We start from the raw sequence: 14,064 nt of genomic DNA, 5'->3' as shown, positions 1-14,064 counted from the left end.
TTTGTACGGCTTACCAGTTTGGCTGCGAACCAGGCAAGCTTCGCCTCAGGCGGCGCGGCGACGCCGCCCGGCCTGGGGCGAGCCGGCGCCGAGCTGGAACTGGCTGACCATCTGGCGCAGTTTCGAAGCCTCTTCGGCAAGACCGGAGCTCGCTGCCGTCGTTTCCTCGACCATGGCAGCATTCTGCTGGGTCATCTGGTCCATCTGGTTGACGGCCGAATTGATCTCCGAAAGCCCGGTCGACTGCTCACGGGCCGAGCGGGCGATATCGTCCACATGGCCGTTGATGGTGACGATATAGCCCTCGATCGACTTCAGCGATTCACCCGCATCCCGGACATATTTCACGCCATGGCCGACTTCGACTGTCGAGTTCTGGATCAGCGCCTTGATCTCCTTGGCAGCGTTCGCCGACCTCTGCGCGAGTTCGCGGACTTCCTGTGCGACGACCGCAAAGCCCTTGCCAGCCTCACCGGCGCGCGCTGCCTCGACGCCGGCATTCAGCGCCAAAAGGTTGGTCTGGAAGGCGATCTCGTCGATAACCCCGATAATGTTGGAGATCTGGCTGGAACTCTCCTCGATGCGGCGCATCGCCTCGACGGCATTGGCCACAACTTCGCCGGAACGGGCGGCGGACGAATTGGCTTCCGCAGCGATCTGCCGCGTCTCGTCGACTTTTTTGGACGCGGAACTGACATTCGCGGTAATCTGATCGAGTGCGGCAGCCGTCTCTTCGAGCGAAGCTGCCTGCTGCTCCGAGCGGCGCGACAGGTCGGATGCGGACTGGCTGATTTCCTGGGTTCCCCCGTCGATCGCCTCGGCGCTGCCAGCAATCTGCGCCAGCGTGCTGGCGAGCTGGGCGATCGAGGTATTGAAATCGTGGCGCAGAGCCTCGAAATCCGCCGAGAAAGCTTCGTCGAGCTGGAAGGAAAGATCGCCTGCGGCGAGCCGGCGCAGGCCGCCGCCAAGGCCTGATGTCGCGACGCGGAGCCTCTGGGATGCGTCGGCCTCGGCTTGTTCCTGCGCGGCGATGCGCTCGGCTTCCGACCGGTTGCGGACTTCGATGGCCTCGTCTTCCAGCCGTTTGTTGTCGAGCGCCGCCTGACGGAAGATCTCGACTGCCGCCGCCATCCCGCCGATCTCGTCCCTGCGGTCCATGCCGAAAATGGTCAGCGTCAGTTCGCCGCCGGCGAGGCGCCGCATGCAATCCTGCAGACGCTGCAGCGGCCCGACGACGCCCGACAGCACGACCCGGATCGAGAAGCCGACCACGATCAGCGAGATGACGCCGATCACGGTCATCCAGACGAAGAGGCTGACCTTGTCCTTCAGCGCGTCCTCGAAACTCTTATGCGCGACGTCGAGCTGCAGCTTGGTCAAGGCGTTCAGCGGTTCGGCAAGCGGCTCGATCGCCGGGTAGAGCCGCTTCGTCACATAGGTATCCAGGGCCGTCTGATCGCGCTTGCCCATGATCGTCAGAAGCTCGCCGACCGCCTTGGTGGTTTCGGTATGAGCGCCGAGGTAACGCTGAACAAGACTTTTTTCCTGATCGGTCAGGTAGGTTGCCTGGTAGGCCGCCCATTCGCGGTCGGCGGTGACAAGCGCTGCCCGGACGGTCTGTTCGCCCAGTTCCCAGCTGAATGCGCCGCTGCGCGTCTTGTGGGCGGTGTCCACGATGGTGACCGCATATGCGTCGGAGACCATCTTGATCTGCGCCATGGGCTCGATTCGATCTTCTACGATCACGCGGGTGCGGGCCGAAAGCGTGTCCATTCCGATGAATGCGGCAGTCGTCGTCGCAGCCAGTGCAAGCGCAAGGCCGACGACGCTGGCGACAAGCTTGAATTTAATGGTCATTGGAAAGATCCATTGCTGCATTTGAGGTCATGGCCAAATCCTGTTGGCCCGCTATGGTTAAGGATTGCGGAAAATGCTGAGGATATGTTTAACAGCACTACCAGAGATGGCATCGTTGCGTCTTTTCGCTCGGGCCCGAGGCCGCGTTTGACGAAAGACAGGCGGCGACGGTTCGGGAGCCGGCATGAGGGAGATGAGTTATGAAACTTGCGCATGTCGCGCTTTGGACAACGGAACTCGACAGGCTCGTCGCGTTCTTCGAAGACATGTTCGGCGCCACCGCCAGCCCGCTCTATGAGAGCCGTCGGCGCCCCGGCTTCTCCTCGAAATTCCTCACCCTTTCCGAAGGCGCTACGATCGAGATCATGAGCGGCCCGTGGATTGCGCCGGAAGCGCCGCGGGAGCGCGCCGGTTACGCACATATGGCAATTTCGCTCGGCAGCCGAAAGGCGGTCGACGAGATGGCCGCCAGGGCGGCAGTGATGGGCATCCTCGTCTCCCCGGCCCGCATGACCGGAGACGGGTTCTACGAGGCGGTGATATCGGACCCCGACGGCAATCCGGTCGAGATCACGGAGTAGGGGAGCGCAAGCCTCGCCGGCTCAGCCTTGAAAAGTCCAGGGATTGAGGCAGGGCACGCCGAGCGGCTCGAAATCCGAGATGTTACGGGTGACGACGGTCAGCCCGTGATGCAACGCTGTCGCGGCGATCATTGCATCCGGTGACGGCCGCTTGTCCGGCGTGGGGAGGGTGCCGGTGCGAAGAGCAATCGCCGTGTCGAAGGGAAGAATGCGGTCGCTGAAATCGACAAGCAGATGGGATCGGAGCCATCGCGCCAGGTTGGCCGCGAATTCAGGATCCTTTTTGCTTTCCTGCTGGATCCCGAATTGCACCTCCATGACGGTGACAGCCGAGATAAAGGCGTCGTTCATGGGAAATGTTTCCATGAAGTTCTGAAACTCGGCCGCCTGCTTCTTCAAACGTCGTGCTGCCGAGACGACATTGGTATCCAGCAGGAATGGCATCAGAATTCGATCTCGCGATTCTCGAAACTGAGCCGCGGAGGGTCAAAATCCTGGTCCGAGCCGTTAGGATCATACAGTGCCTCGGCAAGACTCTTCGGCTTCTTCCAGTTGGCCTCGAATTCCTCGTAGCTGACAAGCACATGCGTCGGCTTGCCGTGATCAGTGATGACCAACGGATTTTCGTTTGCCGCCTGTCGGGCCTTGCTCGGGTTCTGGTTGAAGGAGGCGCTGGTCATGTAGGAAAGGGTCATTACGACCTCCGGAGCACGTCTAGTATCTTTCTTCGAAAATATACTAGAATTGCCCGTCCTTCAATGCAGATGCCGTCAGCCCTTGCCCAGTGACCTGACATTGCCGGCAAGTTCCGCTGCGAGCCTTAGTGCAGCGCCGGTCGCGATCACCATGGATGGCAGGATCAGCCATTCGAGCGTCCAGGCCGCACCTGAGCGTTCCTGCTCATGCACCATCGATTGCTGCATGCCGGAGAGCTGTACCGCGTTGAAACGTGCGAGCGACACCAGCACTTCGGCGGCCACCGGGTTCTGCTTGTGGGCCATGGCGGAGGAGCCGCCGCCGCCGGCGAGTTCCATTTCGCCGCCCATCAGCGCGAGCAGCGCGACGTCCTGGCCGAATTTGCCGAGCGAGCCGGAAATCATTGTGAGGATGTTTGCGAACTCCGCCAGCCGGTCGCGCTGGCTCTGCCATTGCGGTGCGTCGGTCAGAAACAGTTCCCAGGCCAGCGCCTTGCGCACGTCGGCGGCCTTGTCGCCGAGCTTGTCGAGGCTGCCCGCAGCGCCGCCGAACTGCACGGCAAAACCGGCCTCGGAAAACCTGTCCAGCCGCTGGTGATGCCGGGTCAACGGTTCTTTCCAGGCGCGGATACGGTCCGAAACGGTGATCGGGATTGCCGCCTGCATGCGGGTATGGCCCATCAGCCTCCGGCTGCCGAATGCCTGGTCGATATCATCGAAATGCTTTTCGAGGGCGGCGAGCCGCTCGATGAACAGAGAGCAGGCCTGCTTCAGGCGGATCATCAGCGCGGTGTCGATGACGTCCTGGCTGGTCGCGCCGAAATGCACGTGCTTGGCGGCCTCGCCGCCACCCGCCTGCTGACTGACGGCATCGCGAAGCTGCTTGACGAGTTCGGCGACAACGACGCCGTCGCGCGCGGTGCCGTTTCGCAAGCCAGCCATGTCCGGCTCAAATGTCTGCAAGGCTGCGGCAATGCGCTCCGCAGCCTCGGCGGGGATGACGCCGCAGGACGCCTCAGCCTTGGCAAGGCCCGTTTCGAAGGCCAGCATGGCGTCGATCTCGGCTTTCACCGAAAACAGCTGTCCGGTCTCGTCGTCACCGACGAGACCGGACAAAAATGGATGCTCGAAAGCCGAGACGCTCATATCTACTCCCGGGCGAACCCTGATTCTTCGATCTCAGATATCGAAGAATATGGTTTCATTTTCGCCCTGAAGATAGATGTTGAAGGTGACGGTATTACCGTCACGCTTGCCGATCAGGGTGGGAACCCGAACCCGGTGCTCGATGCGCGACAGGATGGGATCCGCCGCATTGGCCTCTTCCTCGTCGGAGAAGTACATGCGGGTGTTAAGGCCGAGATTGATGCCGCGGGCGACGACCCAGAAGGTGACATGCGGTGCCATCGGGCGGCCGTCGCGGAACGGTACCTTGCCGGGCTTGATCGTTTCGAAGGCGAATTCGCCGGTCGCCATGTCGCCCGGCTGACGGGCCCAGCCGAAGAAGTTCGGATCGGCCTTGCCGCGGGTTTCCGACGGGCTGTTGTAATAGCCGTCGGCGTCCGCTTGCCAGATCTCGATCATCGCATCCTTGAGCGGCGTGTTGGCGCCGTCATAGATGAAACCGCGGATGGTGATGCGTTCGCCGCGCGTCTGGTCGTTGACCATCGGGCCGGAGCCGAGATCGGTGTCGTAGACGCCGGTAATACCGGAAAAGTTCGGCGTGCAGCCGATATGGACATACGGACCCGCGGTCTGCGAAGCGGATTCCTTGAAGTAGGTGAGCGGCTGGACCATCTCAGTTGCCCTCTTTACGGTTCTCGAAGAATGTCGAGCGACGGCCGCGCAGGACGATATCGAATTTATAGGCCCGCATGTCGTGCGGGATGGTGTTCTGCATGTCGAGCGCGGCGATCAGGCCCTTGATCGCGTTCTCGTCCGGAATGGTCTTCACGATCGGACAAATCCAGATCATCGGATCGCCCTCGAAATACATCTGGGTGATCAGGCGCTGGGCAAAACCATGGCCGAAGACCGAGAAGTGGATATGCGCCGGGCGCCAGTCGTTGACGCCGTTCGGCCACGGATAGGGGCCGGGCTTGATGGTCTTGAACGCGTAGCCACCGTCCTCGTCGGTGATCGTGCGGCCGAAACCGCCGAAGTTCGGGTCGAGCGGAGCGAGATAAGTTTCCTTCTTGTGGCGGTATCGGCCGCCGGCATTGGCCTGCCAGAATTCCACCAGCGCGCCCGGAACGCCGCGGCCACGCTCGTCGATGACGCGGCCGTAGACCAGGATGCGTTCGCCAAGCGCCATCTCGCCGGGCTTCGCATAGTTGACGATCAGGTCGTTATCGAACTCGCCGAGGATGTTGTGGCCGAAGACCGGGCCGGTGATCTCGCTCTTGGTGCCTTCGAGCGAAATCAGCGCGCGCTGCGGCGAGCGCAGCACCGAGGTCTTGTAGCCCGGCGTGAAGGCCGGCGGATGCCATTCCCTGTCACGGGCGAAAAAGGGTGTGGTTTCTGGGGGTGTGTTCTTCATTTTTGCTCTCCCGCGGCCTTGTCCGCGTCCATTTCGGCATAAGTGGCTTTGGCGATCTTGAAGGCATGATTGGCGGCCGGTACGCCGGCATAGATTGCCACATGCATCAGGGCTTCGCAGATATCGTCCTTTGTCGCACCCGTATTGGCGGTTGCGCGGATATGCATGGCGACTTCGTCGTGATGGCCGAGTGCGGCGAGAAGCGCGATCGTCACCATCGAGCGCTCGCGCTTCGTCCAGTTCGGGCGCGACCAGACCGTGCCCCAGGCGCCTTCGGTGATCATTTCCTGGAACGGTCCGTCGAACGGTGTCTGGTTTGCCAGGGCGCGGTCCACATGGGCGTCGCCCAGCACCGCGCGGCGGGTCTTCATGCCCTGAGCGTAACGTTCCGATGGCGCGGCAGGATCGGCCATGTCTAGTCCTCGAGTTGTTCGATGAAGCCGCGGATCAGCGCGGCATGGGCGGCGGGTGCCTCAACGCAGGGAATATGCGCCGCACCCTCGATGATTTCGTAACGCGCGCCGGGGATCAGGTCTGCAAACGACCTGACGAGTTCGGGCGGTGTCGAGCCGTCTTCGCGGCCGACGATGCAGAGCACGGGCACCGCGATTCTTTTGGCGGCCTCGGTGAAATCCGCATCGCGGATCGCGGCGCAGGTGCCGCTGTAACCGGAGGTCGGCTGGCGCACCAGCATGTTGCAATAGGCCTGGTAGGCGGCATTGTCCGGCTTGCGGAACGGTGCGGTGAACCAGCGCTCCATGATCGCGTCGAGGATGCTGCCGATGCCGCTCTGCTCGACGGCGGCAATGCGCGCCGCCCAGCTTTCGGCCGTACCGATCTTGTGCGCGGTGTTGGAAAAGATCAGCGCCTTCACGAGGTCCGGCCGGGTGGCATACAAGCTCTGGGCGATCAGCCCGCCGACCGAAAGGCCACAGACGATGACCTGGCTGAGCTGCAGGTGGTCGAGCAGGCCGGCAAGATCGGCGGCGTGGTCGGCGATCGAATAGGGGGGATTGCCAAGGCCGGACAGCCCGTGGCCGCGCTTGTCATAGGTGAGGATCGTATAATCTTCGGCAAGCTTCGGCAGTTCGTGATGCCAGATGCGGCTGTCGGTTCCGAGCGAATTAATGAACACGATAACGGGTTTTCCGTCGCCCGCGCGCTGGATGTCGTAATGGATCACAATGTCGTTGATGTGTACAAACTGCATCAGCGCCTCCTCTCGCTTTGATAGATTGCACTAGTTTCCGGTTAGGTAAAATGATATTTCAGCATGATCCCCTAACCGCAGGGTTATTTGATCTTGATCAACTCCCGAGTCAAGTTTCGGCACTTGCATACATTTGTCGAGGTCGCGCGCCAAAAAAGCGTGGTCAAGGCAGCCGAAATTCTGCATGTCAGCCAGCCGGCCGTCACCAAGACCATCCGCGAGCTCGAGGAGGCGCTGGGCGTCGCCGTGTTCGAGCGCGAAGGCCGCGGCATCCGCATCACCCGCTACGGCGAGGTTTTTCTGCGCCACGCGGGCGCGGCGCTGACGGCCCTCCGCCAGGGCATCGATTCCGTCTCGCAGGAACTGTTCGATTCCGCACCCCCGGTGCGGATCGGCGCGCTCCCAACCGTCTCCACACGGGTGATGCCGCTCGCCATGACGCTCTTCCTCGCCGAGAAGACCGGCAGCCGAGTTAAGATCGTGACGGGAGATAATGCCGTTTTGATGGAACAGCTTCGGGTCGGCGATCTCGATCTGGTGGTCGGCCGGCTTGCCTTGCCGGAAAAAATGACCGGCCTGTCCTTCGAACATCTTTACTCGGAACAGGTGGTGTTCGCCGTCCGCACCGGGCACCCGCTGCTCGATGGGAAGCAATCGATCTTCGAAGGGTTTGCCGACTATCCCGTGCTGATGCCGACGCGCGGCTCGATCATCCGGCCATCGGTCGAACAGTTCCTGATCGCCAACGGCGTGGCCAGCCTGCCGACCCAGGTGGAGACCGTCTCCGACGCTTTCGGCCGTGCCTTCGTACGGTCGAGCGATGCGATCTGGATCATCTCCGCCGGAGTGGTCGCCGCCGACATCGAGGACGGGCTTCTGGCGACGCTGCCGATCGATACGAGCGAGACCCGAGGCCCGGTCGGCCTCACCATTCGTGCCGATGCAAATCCCTCCACGCCGCTCTCGATCCTGATGCAGACCATCCGGCAGGCCGCCGCAGAGATCATGCCGGCGCGGTGACGCCCGGCTCTATCTTCATCACGTCGTCGCCGCAAAACAGGATGACGTAATGGCCGCGCGCCTGCGCAGCCTCGGCCCAATCGTTGAGATCGGAACGATACGGCGCCTGTTTCCAGACATCCGGATGGTCCGGATCGACCAGTACCGTCAGTTGCGCGCCCTGCTCATAGACGAGCATCTTCGATGTCAGCGGCTGCCAAACCTCTGGAACACCCGGGTCCGTCATCCACAGACAGAGGAAATCGCGGCAAAGCTGAGGCCGGTCGGTATATATTGCGCAGCCCTGCCCCTCCGTACAGTGCCGGCACCAGGCGTCCGGCGGCTTGTCCAGCGCCGAGATTTCGGGAAGCCGGCAGCAGAGCGTGCAGGTGCCGCAGGATCGCGCCGCTGTCTTCTGTTCAAGCCTCTCCAAGATCTCGCCGCCTTAACCGTCAAAAGAATGCCCGGCTGAACGACCGGCCGGACCAGCGATTATACTCTGCGGTTCCTGCGCGCAAACAGTTGCCGACGATTTCAGGTCGGTCGCAGCTCTGGAAACGTGCGGCGCAATTCGTCCATCGAGGCTAGCACCGCGTCATCGGCGCGCAGCGTCACCGAGATATTGTCGGCGACGTTGAGCGTCTCCTCGAAATGCACCGGCATTTCGGCGCCGCCCTGGCGCACCAGCGTGGCCTCCGTGCGAAAGCCGTGCTTCAGCAGCCAGTCGCGCGGGGCGCTGAGGCTCACCGCCACATGGAACGCGCCGTCATCCTCTTTTCTGGCCTTCAATTTGTAAGTCACGGGTGACCTATCGCCGCCAATGTCGATCTGGCCTGGGTAACCGGCTTCTTTCAGATGTTCAGGCATGCTTTTCGCTCCTTCGTTTTGGTGAGCCCATGGGACAACCGACACTCGCTCGCTTTGTTCCGCGCCAAAGGGGCGGCGCGATCAAGCCCGGTTGACGGTTGTTGACGAGCGTGATCGAAAGAGCGCGAGCGACGGAGAAGTGGAGGAGAAGCGATGACGGACCGGGAACTGCTGGAGGCGCTGTTCAGGACTGCCGTGAAGGCCGCGGATCCGCTGACCGGCATCATAAAACACCTGCCCGCCCCGCCTCCGAACGGCCGCACCGTTGTCGTTGGCGCCGGCAAGGGTGCGGCCCAGATGGCGGCGGCACTCGAAAGCGTGTGGACCGGGCCGCTGACCGGCGTGGTCGTGACCCGATACGGTTATGGCTGTGAAACGAAGTCGATCGAGATACTCGAGGCCTCGCATCCGGTGCCGGATGCGGCGGGCCTCGCCGGCGCAAAACGGCTGGTCGAGACGATTTCCGGCCTCTCCGAAAACGACCTCGTCATCGCGCTCGTCTGCGGCGGCGGTTCCGCCCTGCTGCCTGCCCCACCCGAAGGGCTGACGCTGGAAGACGAGATCGCCCTGAACGAGACGCTGCTTGCCTCGGGAGCGCCGATCTCGGCGATGAATGTCGTTCGCAAACATCTCTCCACCATCAAGGGCGGCCGGCTTGCGGCGGCGACCAGAGCCCGTGTCGTCAGCCTGATCGTCTCGGATATTCCCGGCGACAATCCGGCCTTCGTCGCCTCCGGTCCGACCATTCCGGATACCACGACGCGTCACGATGCACTGGCGATCGTCGAGCAGTACAAGCTGGAACTGCCGGCTGCGATGATCGTTCATCTGAATTCGCCGGCTGCCGACGCGCCGGAACCGGACGATCCCATCTTTGCTCGCCATGATCATTTCGTCATTGCCTCGGCCGGTGTCTCGCTGGAGGCGGCCGCCGAAGTCGCCCGCGCCCATGGGGTGACGCCTTATATCCTCTCCGATTCCGTCGAAGGCGAAGCGCGTGATGTGGCGCTGGTGCATGCGGCGCTTGCCCGCGAGGTGTCGCTCCGCGACCGGCCGTTCGCAAAACCGGCGGTCCTGCTGTCCGGTGGGGAGACGACGGTGACGATGCGCGCGAAGGGCGGTCGGGGCGGCCGCAACGGCGAATTCGCGCTGGCCTTGGCGCTGGCGATCGACGGGCATGAGATCACCGCACTGGCCGCCGACACGGACGGTATCGACGGATCGGAAACCAATGCCGGCGCTTTTGTCGACGGCACGACGGCGAGGCGATTGCGGGCTGGCGGCCTGGATGGCCGCAAATTGCTCGACCGGAACGACAGTTTTTCAGGGTTTTCGGCGATTGGCGACGTGTTCGATACCGGGCCGACCGGGACCAATGTCAACGATTTCCGGGCGATCGTGGTACGGTAGCGGCATCAATCTCTTCTCTCTCAAGCTGGGGAGAAGAGGTCACTGCAACTGCGGCTTCCGCAAGAAATCGTTCCGGTCCGCCGACTTCACCCTGAGCCAGGCCTCCCGTCCATCGCGCAGGATGCGCATCGGGATTTCGGCACCCGGAGGCCCGCTGTCCCAGATCTTGCGGTAGAAATCCGCAAGCCCGTCGACCTCGCCGTCGCGAATCTCCGAAATCACGTCGCCCCGCTTCAGGCCCGCCTGGGCCGCCGGTCCGTTTTCGGTGACGCTCATGACCACCACTTCACCGTTGCTTTCCGCCGACATGGCGCCGAGCCAGGGGCGCGGTGGGCGGTTGAACTCGCCGCGATTGAGGAGATCGTCGAGGATCGGCTTCAGGAGGTTGATCGGGACGACCATGTTGATGTCGGCGATCTCTCCGCCCTTGCTCATCTGCAGGCGCAGCGATCCGACGCCGAGCAGCTTGCCTTCCGTGTCGATCAGCGCCGCGCCGCCCCAGGACGGATGGGCGGGCGCGATGAAGATCGCCTCGTCCAGCAGATATTCCCAATATCCGGCGAATTCCTGCTTGGCGACGATATTGCCGCGCACATATTCTCCCTCCCCATCGGCGAAGACAACGGGATCGCCGAGCGTTGCGGTGGCGGAATCGCCGATCTGGAGCGCCGGCAGATCGAGCGGCGCCATGGCCTGCACCAGGCCGAAGCCGCTTTCCTGATCGTAGGCGAGCGCATGGGCCGGCACGACGCGGCCGTCCTGGCGCGTCAGCCAGACGTCTTCGGCTTCGGTGATCAGGTAACCGATCGTCAGGACCAGCCCGTTTTCGCGGATCACCACGCCGCTACCTTCCCGGCGGGTGCCGAGAGTGTTGGCCGTAAAGGCGTTGTCCGGGATTGAAGCACGCACGGCCACGACCGACCGTAAACTTTTCTCGAGATCCATGATGCAAATCCTGATGAGGCAATACGCGGTCCGGAACCCCGCAAGGGTCTGCAAAGGCTAACCATACCGTTTCTTTAAGGTATGAATGTGAACGGCGTGGAGCAAGAGGCCGGAGAGAACTCATGCTCGCGAAATGCTCTACCTCATTTTAGCCCCTCCCCGTTTCCGGGGAAGGGAATGCGCTTTTAAAACCTCAGCCCGCCGGCGTCAGCGTCACCGAAGTGCCGGTGGCGGCGACGTTGAGGCCGAGCTGGCCCGTGACGCTCACCGTCTGCAGATGGATGGAGCCGGCGGTGCCGCCAACGAGGAGGTTGGCGCCGATGCCGGCACCGACGGTGGCCTCGGCGGTGGCGCCCTGGTAGAGGCCACCGAGCGAACCGTGGTGATAACCGGCGGTCGGGGCAAAGACCGCCCAGATCAGCCGCGAGCGTGTGGTGAAGCCGAGATCGACTCCCATCTTGCGCACCGTGCCGGTATAGCGGTCGAGGGGTTCGCTGCCGATTGCCGTTGTAAAGACGCAGTCGGCTTCCTTGGCGGAGCCGAGCACGTAACCGACGCCGCCGCCGATCGAGCAATCGAGATAGCCGATGCGTACCCCGCCGCGCTGATCCGGCTCTTCATAAACCGGAACGCGGTCCCGGCGGGTGATCAAATCGGCGGAAAAGGCGGCTCCGGCGCTGGTTACGACCGGCAGAGCGGCGAGCGCCACGGCAACAATCTTCTTCATCCCTGTACTCCTTGTAATTCTTCAGCCGCCCTTGTTGAGACTCATGCAAGCGGGTCAGGCAGCGTTGGAGAACGCATGTGGCGGAAGAATGATCCAACGCGGCCGCACACGATTTGTCACCGAATTGTTCCAAGCGTGAGATAACGCGTGAGATGACCTTGCGCACCGGCATTTCCGGAACCGCGACTTGCGCCGGTTGCGCCCAGGCGGGTGAAGGGCATCAACGGCTGATAACTTCGCTATCTCGAAGGCGGATTCCTGCGCCGGACGTCCTCAATGGCATCTGCACGCTGGACTGCTGGCGCGGAGTGCTATTTTCCTCATTGTCGGCGGGTTCTTCATCTATGCCCGCCTTCGCTGTCGATACGAACCAGGCTGGCGGCAATCGGACTTTTCGCCTTCCGTCTCTACGGATCGATCGAGGCCCGGTATCGGATCGTATAGTCGGTCGTGAACTGAAATTGAACAGGGAGCTTGGATGGCATTCCATCAGCGCGTGACACGAAAAGTGGTCGAAAGGGTCATGGCTTTCGAGCCGATCGGCCTGATGATGGTCGCCTTTCTGGCAGGCGGGCTTTTCGTCTTCTTCAGGCTGACCGACGAGGTGCTGGAGGGCGAAACGCATGCCTTCGACGAAAAGATCCTGCTCGCCTTGCGCGACGCCACGGATCTTGCGACGCCACTCGGCCCCTATTGGCTCAATCACGCGATGGGGGATATCACCGCGCTCGGCGGCGTCACGGTGCTGACCCTGATGACGGTGATGGGAACCGTCTTCCTCATCCTGTCGCGGCAAAGAGCGATCGCGCTCTTCATGTTCCTGTCGATCGCCGGCGGCTGGCTTTTGAGTTCCTTGCTGAAGCTCGGCGTGGCGCGTCCGCGGCCGGATATCGTGCCGCATCTGGTCGAAGTCAGCGACCTCAGTTTTCCGAGCGGCCATGCAATGCTGTCTGCCGTCACCTACCTGACGCTCGGAGCGCTGCTGTCGCGCGCCCAGCCTTACCGCTCGACGCGCATCTTCCTGATCAGTGCGGCGATCTTCCTGACGTTCATCATCGGTTTCAGCCGGGTCTATCTCGGTGTCCACTATCCGACCGACGTCCTCGGCGGCTGGTGCGCCGGCGCGACCTGGGCGCTGGCGTGCTGGATGATCGCGCGACGCTACATTTCGGCGGTACCGGAGTAGTCCGGCGAATTGGACACCTTTGGCTGTCTATGCGCCCCCGCGACACGGGATGGTGTCGAGGCGCAATAAATGCGCTCAGCGGTCGAACAGGTCCTGCCACTGTTTTTCGCCGACCAGACAGTCGCTGGAAGGTTGGCTGCTGGCGGCCTTCTGCACGATTGCGGGCGGCATGAGCCCGCTGATCTCCAGGACCAGCTTGCGGCGCACCGCGACGGCAAAATCCTCGATCTTGTGAACCGGCAGCACGAAGGAGCCGGGTCCGCCGACGACGCAGTCGCCGTAATATTTGTCGAGCCCGCCGGGTGCGCCCGAGGGCCGCAGCATGATCGCCAGTCCGTTGATGATGATGCCGGCTTCCATGGCCTTGTTGCGGGCCGGGACGACGGGATTGCCGGAATTGTTCGGCCCGTCGCCGGAAATGTCGATCACCTGCCGAGCACCGCGATAGGAATTGGCGACGATCATCGTTGCCCCTTGGGCGATCGCAGCAGAGATCGAGGTGCGGCGCTGGGTAACGATCGGCCGGGCCTCGAGCTTGGCGGCGAAATTGATCGCGTCCTGCTCGTTTTCGATGATCGTCCAGTCGATGACCGATTCCGGTACGACGTCGCCGGCCCATTCGAAATAGCTCACAGCGATGCGGCCGTTCAGTCCGGTCTTTACCGCCTCGATGAATTCCTTGTGCTTGAGCGCCTCGACATAACCCTCGCGCTGGACGCTGACTTCCTCGTAATCCATGGAGCGGGACGTATCGACCGCGAGAACCAGCTCCACATCGACTTCGCCTCCCTTTTGCTGCGCGACCATCGGAGCGGTTGCAGCGGCGGAAAGGCTGATGAGCATCGCGAGTGTTGTAAGCATTGGCAATCCAATCACTGCGTTATCGATTGGTTAAAACTGTAACACAGCGCCGATGCAGGGCGACTCCGCTCCGCGTGCCTCCCTTCAACTTTCGGTGATAAGCCTTTATTCCGCAGCCACTCCACGTAATCTGCCATGGCGGCCGCGGCCGCGTCGACGGCGCCGGGAGTGCGCTTATCAACGGGTA

At 62.4% G+C, this 14,064-nt stretch carries 17 protein-coding genes; 4 read left to right on the top strand and 13 right to left on the bottom strand.

Translation table 11 applies throughout. From position 1 onward, the window contains the following. Positions 1-45: 45 nt before the first annotated feature. Positions 46-1,857 carry a methyl-accepting chemotaxis protein gene (locus tag ACZ9IU_RS23305; RefSeq protein WP_080719393.1) on the bottom strand — a complete coding sequence of 604 codons (1,812 nt, stop codon included), beginning with the start codon at positions 1,855-1,857 and terminating at the stop codon, positions 46-48. A 200-nt stretch (positions 1,858-2,057) separates the two neighbouring features. Between ACZ9IU_RS23305 and ACZ9IU_RS23300 the strand changes: the two genes are divergently transcribed. Then, positions 2,058-2,438, top strand: coding sequence for a VOC family protein (locus tag ACZ9IU_RS23300; RefSeq protein WP_040123917.1), 381 nt, complete (start codon positions 2,058-2,060; stop codon positions 2,436-2,438). A gap of 21 nt (positions 2,439-2,459) precedes the next feature. Here ACZ9IU_RS23300 and ACZ9IU_RS23295 read toward each other — a convergent pair whose 3' ends face one another. The 7 genes from ACZ9IU_RS23295 to pcaD all read right to left on the bottom strand — a co-directional run bounded on the left by ACZ9IU_RS23295 (position 2,460) and on the right by pcaD (position 6,882). Continuing rightward, positions 2,460-2,882 (bottom strand): type II toxin-antitoxin system VapC family toxin, encoded by a 423-nt coding sequence (locus ACZ9IU_RS23295; protein WP_040123918.1) that lies wholly within the window; start codon positions 2,880-2,882, stop codon positions 2,460-2,462. After that, a complete protein-coding gene (locus tag ACZ9IU_RS23290) occupies positions 2,882-3,133 on the bottom strand; it encodes a type II toxin-antitoxin system Phd/YefM family antitoxin (RefSeq protein WP_040123919.1) in 252 nt (83 codons plus the stop codon). Before ACZ9IU_RS23290 ends, ACZ9IU_RS23295 begins: the two co-directional genes overlap by 1 nt. 75 nt (positions 3,134-3,208) lie before the next feature. Further along, a complete protein-coding gene (locus ACZ9IU_RS23285) occupies positions 3,209-4,279 on the bottom strand; it encodes a 3-carboxy-cis,cis-muconate cycloisomerase (protein ID WP_040123920.1) in 1,071 nt (356 codons plus the stop codon). Between the two features lie 33 nt (positions 4,280-4,312). After that, positions 4,313-4,930 carry a protocatechuate 3,4-dioxygenase subunit alpha gene (gene pcaG, locus ACZ9IU_RS23280; RefSeq protein ID WP_040123921.1) on the bottom strand — a complete coding sequence of 206 codons (618 nt, stop codon included), beginning with the start codon at positions 4,928-4,930 and terminating at the stop codon, positions 4,313-4,315. 1 nt (position 4,931) lies between these two features. Continuing rightward, on the bottom strand, positions 4,932-5,672 hold the full coding sequence (pcaH, locus tag ACZ9IU_RS23275) for a protocatechuate 3,4-dioxygenase subunit beta (RefSeq protein ID WP_024163715.1): 741 nt from the start codon (positions 5,670-5,672) through the stop codon (positions 4,932-4,934). Then, positions 5,669-6,085, bottom strand: a complete 417-nt coding sequence (gene pcaC / locus ACZ9IU_RS23270; protein ID WP_040123922.1) for a 4-carboxymuconolactone decarboxylase — start codon at positions 6,083-6,085, stop codon at positions 5,669-5,671. Before pcaC ends, pcaH begins: the two co-directional genes overlap by 4 nt. 2 nt (positions 6,086-6,087) lie before the next feature. Continuing rightward, on the bottom strand, positions 6,088-6,882 hold the full coding sequence (gene pcaD / locus ACZ9IU_RS23265) for a 3-oxoadipate enol-lactonase (RefSeq protein ID WP_040123923.1): 795 nt from the start codon (positions 6,880-6,882) through the stop codon (positions 6,088-6,090). A 93-nt stretch (positions 6,883-6,975) separates the two neighbouring features. Here pcaD and pcaQ point away from each other — a divergent pair, with 93 nt between their 5' ends. After that, on the top strand, positions 6,976-7,902 hold the full coding sequence (pcaQ, locus tag ACZ9IU_RS23260; RefSeq protein ID WP_040125656.1) for a pca operon transcription factor PcaQ: 927 nt from the start codon (positions 6,976-6,978) through the stop codon (positions 7,900-7,902). On the opposite strand, the gene ACZ9IU_RS23255 is transcribed toward pcaQ, so the two are convergent. Both ACZ9IU_RS23255 and ACZ9IU_RS23250 read right to left on the bottom strand, forming a co-directional pair. Continuing rightward, a complete protein-coding gene (locus tag ACZ9IU_RS23255) occupies positions 7,886-8,314 on the bottom strand; it encodes a hypothetical protein (RefSeq protein WP_040123924.1) in 429 nt (142 codons plus the stop codon). The two genes, pcaQ and ACZ9IU_RS23255, sit on opposite strands and share 17 nt — an antisense overlap. A 101-nt stretch (positions 8,315-8,415) precedes the next feature. After that, entirely contained in the window at positions 8,416-8,748 is a 333-nt protein-coding gene (locus ACZ9IU_RS23250; RefSeq protein ID WP_040123925.1) for a hypothetical protein, read from the bottom strand. Between the two features lie 153 nt (positions 8,749-8,901). Here ACZ9IU_RS23250 and ACZ9IU_RS23245 point away from each other — a divergent pair, with 153 nt between their 5' ends. Next, complete coding sequence (locus tag ACZ9IU_RS23245; RefSeq protein WP_040123926.1) at positions 8,902-10,158, top strand: glycerate kinase type-2 family protein; 1,257 nt, start codon at positions 8,902-8,904, stop codon at positions 10,156-10,158. 39 nt (positions 10,159-10,197) lie between these two features. Here ACZ9IU_RS23245 and ACZ9IU_RS23240 read toward each other — a convergent pair whose 3' ends face one another. Further along, positions 10,198-11,103: a S1C family serine protease gene (locus ACZ9IU_RS23240; RefSeq protein ID WP_040123927.1), complete on the bottom strand. Its 906-nt coding sequence runs from the start codon at positions 11,101-11,103 to the stop codon at positions 10,198-10,200. Between the two features lie 193 nt (positions 11,104-11,296). Then, entirely contained in the window at positions 11,297-11,830 is a 534-nt protein-coding gene (locus ACZ9IU_RS23235) for a DUF992 domain-containing protein (protein ID WP_040123928.1), read from the bottom strand. Between the two features lie 478 nt (positions 11,831-12,308). Here ACZ9IU_RS23235 and ACZ9IU_RS23230 point away from each other — a divergent pair, with 478 nt between their 5' ends. Further along, the gene (locus ACZ9IU_RS23230; RefSeq protein WP_040123929.1) at positions 12,309-13,016 is read left to right on the top strand and encodes a phosphatase PAP2 family protein; all 708 of its coding nucleotides are present in this window, start codon (positions 12,309-12,311) and stop codon (positions 13,014-13,016) included. 75 nt (positions 13,017-13,091) lie between these two features. On the opposite strand, the gene ACZ9IU_RS23225 is transcribed toward ACZ9IU_RS23230, so the two are convergent. After that, complete coding sequence (locus tag ACZ9IU_RS23225) at positions 13,092-13,877, bottom strand: DUF1194 domain-containing protein (protein ID WP_040123930.1); 786 nt, start codon at positions 13,875-13,877, stop codon at positions 13,092-13,094. Positions 13,878-14,064: the final 187 nt, after the last annotated feature.

It is taken from the genome of Mesorhizobium sp. USDA 4132 (assembly GCF_056279545.1).
The sequence above is the reverse complement of the archived record's forward strand: the minus strand, read 5'-3'. Positions and strand labels throughout refer to the sequence as shown.